8 protein-coding genes and 1 pseudogene are annotated in these 9,088 nt (G+C 42.4%); all 9 read right to left on the bottom strand.

The window, feature by feature from the left end; all coding sequences use genetic code 11:
* Positions 1-43 precede the first annotated feature (43 nt).
* On the bottom strand, positions 44-973 hold the full coding sequence (locus Q0081_RS31720; protein WP_310586536.1) for an acyclic terpene utilization AtuA family protein: 930 nt from the start codon (positions 971-973) through the stop codon (positions 44-46).
* 14 nt (positions 974-987) lie between these two features.
* A complete protein-coding gene (locus Q0081_RS31725) occupies positions 988-1,461 on the bottom strand; it encodes an acyclic terpene utilization AtuA family protein (RefSeq protein ID WP_310586537.1) in 474 nt (157 codons plus the stop codon).
* Positions 1,458-2,054 carry an RloB family protein gene (locus Q0081_RS27805; protein WP_298361245.1) on the bottom strand — a complete coding sequence of 199 codons (597 nt, stop codon included), beginning with the start codon at positions 2,052-2,054 and terminating at the stop codon, positions 1,458-1,460. Before Q0081_RS27805 ends, Q0081_RS31725 begins: the two co-directional genes overlap by 4 nt.
* A 5-nt stretch (positions 2,055-2,059) precedes the next feature.
* Complete coding sequence (locus Q0081_RS27810) at positions 2,060-3,376, bottom strand: ATP/GTP-binding protein (protein WP_298361247.1); 1,317 nt, start codon at positions 3,374-3,376, stop codon at positions 2,060-2,062.
* Between the two features lie 84 nt (positions 3,377-3,460).
* Positions 3,461-4,755: pseudogene (locus tag Q0081_RS31730) on the bottom strand (CitMHS family transporter).
* A 116-nt stretch (positions 4,756-4,871) separates the two neighbouring features.
* Positions 4,872-6,485 carry a carboxylesterase/lipase family protein gene (locus Q0081_RS27825; RefSeq protein ID WP_298361251.1) on the bottom strand — a complete coding sequence of 538 codons (1,614 nt, stop codon included), beginning with the start codon at positions 6,483-6,485 and terminating at the stop codon, positions 4,872-4,874.
* 113 nt (positions 6,486-6,598) lie between these two features.
* Complete coding sequence (locus Q0081_RS27830) at positions 6,599-6,745, bottom strand: hypothetical protein (protein ID WP_298361253.1); 147 nt, start codon at positions 6,743-6,745, stop codon at positions 6,599-6,601.
* A 6-nt stretch (positions 6,746-6,751) separates the two neighbouring features.
* Complete coding sequence (locus tag Q0081_RS27835; RefSeq protein ID WP_298361256.1) at positions 6,752-7,627, bottom strand: esterase family protein; 876 nt, start codon at positions 7,625-7,627, stop codon at positions 6,752-6,754.
* A gap of 86 nt (positions 7,628-7,713) precedes the next feature.
* Positions 7,714-8,727 carry a sugar phosphate isomerase/epimerase gene (locus Q0081_RS27840; RefSeq protein ID WP_298361258.1) on the bottom strand — a complete coding sequence of 338 codons (1,014 nt, stop codon included), beginning with the start codon at positions 8,725-8,727 and terminating at the stop codon, positions 7,714-7,716.
* Between the last annotated feature and the right edge of the window lie 361 nt (positions 8,728-9,088).

Raw genomic sequence — 9,088 nt, forward strand, 5'->3', positions numbered from 1 at the left:
ACCCTCTCATTTTCTAAAAAATTAGAAAATCACATTGGGGCTATCAAATTCTATTTATGCTACCATAATTTGAATCATGCAATGGGGCTCTCAGCACCATAATTGAAGCACTACCAAAAAAAGCAACTTTTGGTATAATATTTTGTCTGTCAACCAATACTGAGACAATTCCTATCACTTCAGTGACGTATTTTCGTGCCCCGCCTCCGCCTGCCGGACCATTGGTATAAAGTGCTTCTACTTCCTCACCAATCAACGCCGCTTTTGCGGCTGTTGGCGCATTGGCAGCTACCCACAGGCGCACTTCATAGGGTTCAATGGTATGGTGAAAATCGGTTCGATGAATAGACGAAACGCCTACATAATCTATTCGCAAATCAGAAAAATCTCCTTTACACCGTTTTTCAATAATTTCACCTGCCAACCAGGCTCTTGCCAATGCATTACAACCTGCATAAGAGATTTCTCCTTCGCCCAAAAATCCTGCCTGATACCCCACACTTACTTTAAGTGTTGGAGGTTTTTCTTTTCCCGTTCCACCCCAAACTTTCACTTGATTCTCCCCCACTTGTTCCAAATGCACGGTTGTAAAATCAGCTGAAACATCGGGCGTAAGGTAACTGTACGGATTGACGACCTCGTACAACAATTGCTCTTTTGCCGTTGCCAAGTTAACCTCTCCGCCCGTTCCTTCCACCTTACTGATAATGGCTGAACCATCCACAAAAATATCAGCAAACGGATGTCCTAACGTATCCAAATCAGGCACGGGCTTTTTAACAGGGTCTGCGAAATAACCTCCCGTCACTTGCCCGGCACATTCCAGCAAATGCCCGACGACCGTACCTTTTGCCATTAAATCATAGTCATCTACAGGCCAACCAAACTCATGAATCATAGGAGCTAAAAACAGCGAAGGATCCGCCACTCGTCCCGTAATAATAATATCAGCGTTTGATTTCAGGGCATCCAAAATCCCTTCGACACCTAAATAAGCATTGGCCGAAATTGATTTTCGATTGCCGATTGCCGATTTACAATTAAATCATACGCAAATGATTCATTACCAAATACCGCAAAATCGTCATTCGAAAATCGAAAATCGTCAATCAGTGAGTCGCCCGTAACAGCTGCCACTTTTACTTTTAGGCCCTGTTTTTGAGCAATTTCAATTATTTTTTCCGCTGCAGCGATGGGGTTCGCCGCTCCCATATTGGTAATAAGTCGCACTTTATTTTTAATCAAAATTGGCAACAAACCTTCGATACGTCTTTCCAACAAAGGGTCATAGCCTTTGGTCGGGTCTTTAATTTTACGCTTTTGGGCTAAAGCAATCGTACGCTCAGTCAGACACTCCAACACCAAATAATCTAACTCTCCCTGTTCGGCAAGAATCACTGCTGGTTCCATTCTATCGCCCGAAAAACCCGCTCCGCAGCCTATTCTGATTTTTTGTTTCATATATCATTAATGAATCCCTTTTCAAGTAAAGAATTAAATATATGATGTACATCTGTATATGGATTTAATTGCCAAACAGGTCGTTCTTCTTCTCTCCAAATTGCGTTTTTCAACCAAGTAGCATTCGAGATTGCGTTTGGCACCCTATCTTTTAACCTATCAAAATGGTTATTTGCTTTATCATAGTCACTATCATGATTTTCTTTGATATCTCTTACCAATTCATCACAGTTACTAAAAGACCTTGATGTTCTTTCAAAATGTAGTAGTATCCAATACTCAAAGCAAATATTTGAAAAAGCTGTACTTATAGCAGTCGTTCTCAGCATTTCAATAGCATTTTCAACTCCTGCATGACCATCTCTATCAAAAATTGCCCAAACAAATATTTTATCTTTGGGGATTTTAAGTCTGATTGCCTTTTGATACTCCTCTTTTGCCGCACGAGCAACCCCTATTGGAGAATGGTCTTTGGGCTTAAATGCCATATTGGGTTGTTTAAACCCTTTTGACCTTAAATATCCGTTAAAATAATTAGGCTCTGTTTTTCCACCTTCACAGGCAAGACGAATATAAGGTTGAATCTCTGCCATTCAAATTATTCATTTATACTTATTTGGTATTCATTTATAGAAGGGATGCCTTTAAACATTCCAGCCATATACCATTTAGCCAGTGGAATTATTTTTGAAATACCTACAAAGTCAGAAAGTCGTTTTATCCCAGATTTTCCTTCTTCATCCTTATCAACTAAAATAATCTGATCACGCCTAAACAAATCTTTATCAATTAAGCTAACATCATGTGTTGAAAAGATCAACTGTGCATTATTTTTATTGATAATAGGATTATGAAATAAGCTAACTATCATCCTTGTTAATAATGGGTGAAGGTTTTTATCTAATTCGTCTATTATAATAACAGATCCATCTTTTAAAGCATATACTATAATACCAGCCAATCCTAAAAGTTTCATTGTACCTGTTGACTCTTCCGATAAATCAAAAATACTTTCTCCTACCTTAATTCCTTTTTCGTATAGTGGATGTACTGTTTTTATTCTTGTTTTAAGGCGACTTAAAATCTTCTCCTTTTCTTCATTAGGAATATCAATATCATCCATAAATTTCATTGTCGAAATATCAATATCTTGTAAAAAGATGCTGTTGATACCAGTATCTGATGCTTTAATGATTGATATAATTGCCTCTTTAAAAGACATTTCCCCAGAACTTTCATCCTTAAAAATCCTTTCAGTAGCTTTTAACATTTCTTCATCAAATTGAGTAGTCTGTGCAGCCGCATATAACAAGTAAGTAGAAAAAAAACGATACGCTTCTTTAATTGAAGGGATATCATCTACACCAGATTTCGACAGAAAAAGTTGATTTGGGTTTAAGGAGAAGTCTTTTCTACCTTTATAATTTTCTCCAAAAACAATTTCTTTATTCTGCAATCGATTGTATAAAAGTGCCTTTCTTGGCGAACTTCTATCCAGTTCGTAGAAATACAACTCTTCATCCAAGATTTCCTTCCTATTAAATACTATCTCATAGGTATAACGCCGTAAATCTTTGGCAATAAAATCTATTTCAAATTTAGTCGGTTCTTTTATTGTTTGTCTGTCTAATTTAAAAGGTTCATAAGTTGGGATTGGTTTATCTAACTTGAAATCCGTTGAATTTTCAACCATATAATTTAATGCGTGTAATGCTTTCAAGAAATTACTTTTTCCTGATGCATTTGCACCATAAACTACGGCTGATGTTACTAAGCTAAAACCGTGGCTTTTATCTTTTGGGAGGACAATTTGTTCAGGTAACATTGCCTTCCCTATTTGGCCATCAATTTTGAAAGTCAATATTTGCCGTTCTTTAATTGAACGAAAATTGGTAACCGCAAACTCTATTATCATTTTGGCTAAATTTTACACATCTTCTTTTTTTTTACAAATATACCTATTTTAACCATAAATTAGAATTCAAAACGGCAATTTATTTCATATATGAATCGAACCCGTCAATAACGCCACAATCGTCATCACGATCGTGGTGCCCCACGCCCATTTGAAAATAAAACGCTGATGGTCACCCAAATCTACTTCTGATAAGCCCACCAATAAAAACGTAGACGCCGTCAGTGGACTGATGGGAAAGCCTACCGTCATTTGCCCAAGTAAGGCCGCCCGACCGATTTCAAGCGGACCCATACCGAATTGAGTGGCGGTTTGGCTCAATATGGGGACAACCCCAAAATAATACGCATCGGGGGTAAAAAGCATACTGGCCGGCATACTCGTCAGGGCTGTCAATGTTGGCAACAGGGTGGCATGTTGCTGCGGAATGAGCGACACCAGTGCCGTTGCCATGGCTTCAATCATCTTGGAACCCGTTAATATTCCCGAAAAAATACCTGCCGCGAATATCATACTTGATACCATAAAGATATTGTTACCGTGGCCGCGCAGGATTTTTTGTTGGTCAGGTAACTTAGGATAGTTAATCACCAACGCCAACATACTCGCCACCACAAAAAGCGCCGGTGCAGGCACCCACCCTTTCATCAACGTGACAATTAAACCAATGGTCATCAGAGCGTTCAACCACAGCAACTTAGGGCGTCTCAGGCTTTTTGGGCGTCGTTCAGGCTTTCCCCATGGTTGTAGTCAAAATCGAGAATTCCCAACCGCTTACGCTCTTTTTTTCCAAACCAATACGCCACAAAAAGTACCCAGCAAACACCTCCGATGATAGCAGGAATGTTGGGGTTGAAAATATGAGGCACATCGGTCTTCAACGTCGATATGGCTCGGGCTGACGTTCCCGACCAAGGCACCAAGTGCATAGGCCCCACGCTCATCGCCACAATACCCGACAGAACCAATCGATTGATATTGAGTTTTTTGTAAATCGGCAAAAAGGCCGAGAGTACAATCATAAATGTAGCCGTCCCATCCCCGTCGAGATGAACAATCATAGTGATAATAGCCGTGCCGAGTACAACTTTCAGCGGGTCGCCTTTAACTGAACGCACGATGGCGGCAATGACGGGATCAAACAGACCTACGTCGAGCATGGTGGCAAAATACAGTACGGCAAACATCAACAAAATCCCCGTAGGTGCTACCTGCTTAATGCCCGTCAACATCATTTCTCCCAACTCTTTCACGCCAAATCCGGCACAAAAACCAAAAAATAAAGGTACCAACACCAAGGCGGTTATGACCGAAACTCGTTTGGTCATAATCAATAGCAGAAACACGGAGATGGTCAAAAAACCGAGCAGCGCGAGCATTGGGAAAGTAGTTTTGAAGTCAGACAGTTTATAATTTTTCAGAAAAGTTGGTAAATAGGCAGGGGGTTCCCCACTGAAGAAAATCCCTGCCCTCTTTCCTATTTTTATAGAAACTACTAATTACTACTCAATAAATCAAACAATTCTTTGTCCATTTGAGGCTTCACAACGCACTGATTATCAAAGTGCATTGTAGCTGTGTTGGCAGTAGTGTAGGCAGGCCAGGAAGGAAGGTCTTTATGGCTCGGGTTGCCGGTACGGGCAAAATTAATCCATGCCTGACTCATCTTATCGGCCAAAACATAGGCTTCTTTGGTCCCGCCCGTCATTTCTTCGCTGCGTGCTATATTGTTGAATACAAACGGCAGATCTATGCAGTGAATCGCTTTGAATTTTCCACCCATCACCGGCGATTGCCACGTAAACAGGTACATATACACAGGAGCGCCGCTCGCTACTGCCGATTTCATATTGGCCTGCACCACCGCTCCAGGGCGGAACATGGCATCAATATCGATCAGATCAGAGGGCTTTGTATCGTTAGGGTAGGCTTTTTTAGCCGCCGCTAAATAGGCATCAGCCTTTACCCCATAGCGTTTTTTAACAAAATCCGTCACTTGCTTAGTGGTCCCGTTGCTTAAGCCCGCGCCCAATGAAGCCATGAATTCATTTTTGACCGTACCGATCAACAGCGGAATATTTTTGGACAATTCAAATGCCTCGTTTGAGAAGAGTTGGTAAGGCAATACCTCACCATCACGGCTTGGGCCCCAGCTCAGTCCAAAACCAATCACAGGTTTGCCTTCGGCTTTCATTTTATCAGCTACAATTTTGAGGGCTTTTTTGCCAGCAGCGCTGAGTTTTTCGAAGGGTACTTTCTGCAAACTGTCAATCTGATTGGATTGGAGGTTCAAAGCATTCAATACTTCTGCCGCAATGCGCTGCGTTTCTGTTTTTTCCAACATGGCCGTTCTGAACGAGCCGCTTTCGTTGACGGCTTTGTGAAACAGTCCTTTGGCCGAAGGCATTGCCATCAGCGTATTCACTTTGGCTCCCCCACCCGACTGACCGAAGATGGTCACGTTGTTGGGATCACCCCCGAAATTTTCAATGTTGGTTTTTACCCATTCCAACGCCGCTTTCATGTCCAGAACACTCAAATTGGCCGATTGTTTGTATTTTTCGCCATACGCTGACAAATCCAGATAGCCCAAAATATTCAGCCGGTGATTGATGGAAACGACCACAACATCCCCCTTTTTTGCCAAATTTTCACCGTCGTTCGAAGGCAATTCCTGCGACGAACCGGTCGTAAAACCGCCCCCATGAATCCAGAAAAGTACGGGGCGTTTTTTGCCGTCATTAATGCCCGGCGTCCAAACGTTAATACGCATACAATCTTCGTTGGGATAGCCCCAATCGTGGTGAAATACAAACTCAGTTTCATCCTGTACTGACGTCGTTGGATCCATCAAAGGAGCCACCGGTCCGTACGTCAGAGAGCTGCGCACCCCTTGCCACGGTTTTGGTTTTTGAGGGGCTTCGAAACGTTTGGCTTCCGCATACGGTATGCCTTTATACGTAAAGATGGCATTGTGAATGTAACCGCGCACTTTACCCGCGTCAGTCGCAGTAACGGCCACATTTTCACCCGTAGTGATTTGGGCAATGGTGGACTGAAAACAACTGCACACAGCAGTTGCCAGCAGAAAAAACGATACTTTTTTCATTGATTTATGATAGGTTTAATTTTTTCAAAAATTAATGCTCTCCTCCCACAAGTGTAAATGCACTTTTGAAGAAATGAATCATGAAGAGGAGGTTCTGTATAAACTAAAAGTGATTATTCAAACTTCAGATAATCATTAAAAAAGGGCAACAGGTCATTTAAAACCCGGCCGTCGACGGTCCATATTTTATTTCCGTGGTCGCCGATGTATTCTTCCGTATAATGATTGATACCTAAATTTTCCAAACGTTGACTCAGCATCCCGATTTAGATGGGAAAACGTTGGGAATCATTTCGTCCCCAATCCATTTTTATGGCTTTCAGCTTTCGCAGGTTATCGGCGTATTTACCCGCCATGTAGACGGGCATATTTTGCTCCCATTTTTCCACAATAGCCTGATTAACAATTAACTTATCCCCGTCGTACGTAAAAGGAAAATCACAGTAAAAAGGCGGTTTGGCAGGATTTGGCGACCAAGCCCTTGCCACTGCCACCAGTACTTTCGGGTAATACGTTTTCTTCAATTCTTCCCTCGTTTTGATACTCGCCACTTCTTTATAGGCGGGACTGTTGGCTCCAAATTCTTTCACAAAGGCCAATAAACCGGGACTGAGCGCATACACACTACTGAACACTTCCAGGTAGAGCATGGCTATTTTCAGTGCTCCATAGCCCCCCATGGAATACCCGCCGATTCCTCTGCTTTCTTTATTGGGCAGGGTTTTGAAATTTTTATCCATGTACTCCACCAATTCCTTTGCCGTAAAATCAGACCAATTGCCAATCAGCGGAGAATTGCTGTAAAAGCTACCTTCGTACAAAGTGTATTGATTGGAGATAACCAATACAAACGGGCGAATTTTATCCGTGCTGATTCCTCGGTCCAAAATCGCTTTCATGCCAGCGCTAATGCTGTCAGTACCCATGAATCCGTGCAGGTAATAGATGACCGGATAGCGTTGATTGGACTGTTCATAATTGGGCGGGAGGTAGACCGAAATCTTACAATCCGGGCTTTCGCCACCCGTATTTTGCAAATAAGCGAAATGAATAACGCGACTCACCACTTTGCCCATCGGCTGTTGGGCAAATGAACAATGAGTCAATAGAAGAGCACTTAAGAATACGAATACGTTTCTCATTTTAACCTATTTGAAGTAATTCAAGGGATAATTTACCCGTGAGAATCTACCGTAGCGACAAAAACTCACGGGCGTAGGGCAGCGTGTTAAGACACTAAAATATTTTTGGCAAACGATACGCATTTGGCCACTTCTTTGACGGCATCGGAGCCCGCAGGAATATCGTACTCCAATTCGATAGTTACCGGAAACTTGTATTTTTTCGCTTTGAACATCAACAGCATTTCTTTGATGGGAGTATCCCCTTTGCCCCACTCCAGGTTGCCCTGACCGTGTTCTTTGGTGGTGCGGTCTTTGATGTGCATGGTGGAGATACGGTCGTGTTTTGCTTCCAGAAAAGCCATCAGCGACTCTTTCGTATTTTTACCACCGGCGGCCAAGTAGTGCCCGCAATCGAAATTGATGGAGTTGTAAGGAGACTGTGCTAAGGCCACATCCCACAGCGTATCAGTAGCCTGTAAGTGATTGTGATAGCCCATGTATACCTTGTTTTTGGCTCCCAAATCGCCTAACCGCTGCGTTTGGGCAGGATCGGTCGGAAGTTCTACCGTTACGCAGTTGGCACCTAATGCTTTAGCCGCTCTCATTGCGTATTCCACTTCGGCATCGGTATTGGTAGGCGCAAAGGCATTGGGCTTGAACGCATAAATGGAAATACCGGCATCATTGTATTTCTTGCGAATTTCCTTGAATTTATCCATCGAAACGTTGGCGCGCCATTCAGCTACCTGCTTGTTGTATTCAGCGAGTTGGGCTTTTTGCTCGTCGGTGAGCGGCGGTCTTCTGCCTCCTCCTGCGGGTGGTGGTCCCATTTGAATAGGTGACTTGGGCTTACCTGCAAATGCTTCTACGGAATCGCCCATGAGTTCAATCGCCGAGACGTTGGAATCAATGCAAAATTGCAGTAACTGGTCAACATCGTGGGGCATACTCCGATACGAATACGTAATAACACCAATTTGAACACCGCCAAATTTGGAATTGGGTTTTTCCAACCACCGATTCATTGCATTGCCGGCAGAACTGAAACCGAGCATCAGGCTGACCGTTGCTAAAGGGGTGGCGGTGATAAAATCACGACGCGAAATTGTTTTTTCCATGATTCATTTAAAGGTTTAATTTTCTTCGATAATTTTTGTTCCCCAAGCCTCCAATTCCAACGACGTGTTTTGAGCAACCGATTTGTTGGAAAGCAACTCATTTCCACTGCGATGCGGGTACTGATTTTTTTGAGGATTGGCCGAATAATTAAAGTAATAATGAATCGTTTTATCCTGTTGATTTTTTTCCGATTTGGTAATTATCGAAAAAGTCAGGTTACGACACAGGTTGTAATTTGATTATTTGAGTTAGGTATGGCAATACCTCAAGATTCCTTTTGAGAAGCGTATCAATGACAGAACGAATGGTACAAAAAGCATTTTGACCTGTTTTAAACTGCCCCGCTACCTTCTGCTTAAT

The sequence above is a fragment of the Runella sp. genome (assembly GCF_027484545.1).
Taxonomy (GTDB): domain Bacteria; phylum Bacteroidota; class Bacteroidia; order Cytophagales; family Spirosomataceae; genus Runella.

What these genes read in the sequence shown, in the direction of transcription:
- Q0081_RS31725 (WP_310586537.1), bottom strand. Translation starts at nt 1,461, where the DNA reads ATGAAACAAAAAATCAGAATAGGCTGCGGAGCGGGTTTTTCGGGCGAT.
- Q0081_RS27805 (WP_298361245.1), bottom strand. Translation starts at nt 2,054, where the DNA reads ATGGCAGAGATTCAACCTTATATTCGTCTTGCCTGTGAAGGTGGAAAA.
- Q0081_RS27810 (WP_298361247.1), bottom strand. Translation starts at nt 3,376, where the DNA reads ATGATAATAGAGTTTGCGGTTACCAATTTTCGTTCAATTAAAGAACGG.
- Q0081_RS27825 (WP_298361251.1), bottom strand. Translation starts at nt 6,485, where the DNA reads ATGAAAAAAGTATCGTTTTTTCTGCTGGCAACTGCTGTGTGCAGTTGT.
- Q0081_RS27830 (WP_298361253.1), bottom strand. Translation starts at nt 6,745, where the DNA reads ATGCTGAGTCAACGTTTGGAAAATTTAGGTATCAATCATTATACGGAA.
- Q0081_RS27835 (WP_298361256.1), bottom strand. Translation starts at nt 7,627, where the DNA reads ATGAGAAACGTATTCGTATTCTTAAGTGCTCTTCTATTGACTCATTGT.
- Q0081_RS27840 (WP_298361258.1), bottom strand. Translation starts at nt 8,727, where the DNA reads ATGGAAAAAACAATTTCGCGTCGTGATTTTATCACCGCCACCCCTTTA.